This is a genomic window from Chryseobacterium sp. S90 (assembly GCF_047444895.1).
Classification (GTDB): domain Bacteria; phylum Bacteroidota; class Bacteroidia; order Flavobacteriales; family Weeksellaceae; genus Chryseobacterium.
Genome location: NZ_JBLGCX010000028.1, coordinates 1 through 302, shown reverse-complemented (window position 1 = coordinate 302; position 302 = coordinate 1). Strand labels below are relative to the sequence as shown.

1 protein-coding gene is annotated in these 302 nt (G+C 47.7%); it reads right to left on the bottom strand.

Going from position 1 to position 302, the window contains the following annotated elements; all coding sequences use genetic code 11:
- A partial coding sequence (locus ACLMCG_RS23110) for a hypothetical protein (RefSeq protein WP_413961451.1) occupies positions 1-302 on the bottom strand: 302 nt, incomplete at both ends.

Here is a 302-nt window from a genome sequence, read left to right as displayed (position 1 = left end):
TAAGCGACAAGGTATTTTAAACCCATACTGTTCTCCCTGCACTCCACTACTGCCTGCCAGATACCTCCCAATCCAAGCAGTGCAGCCTCAATCTCTCCAGGCTCTATCCGGTAACCACGGATCTTGATCTGGGAGTCGTTACGGCCCAGATATTCCAAATCGCCACCGGGAAGAAAACGGACAAGATCTCCCGTTTTATAGATACGTCCATTATAGCCTGATGCTTTTTCCTCCTCACTCTGAAATGGATTTGTCAAAAAGCGCTCAGCAGTAAGCTCCGGAAGATTTAAATATCCCCGTGA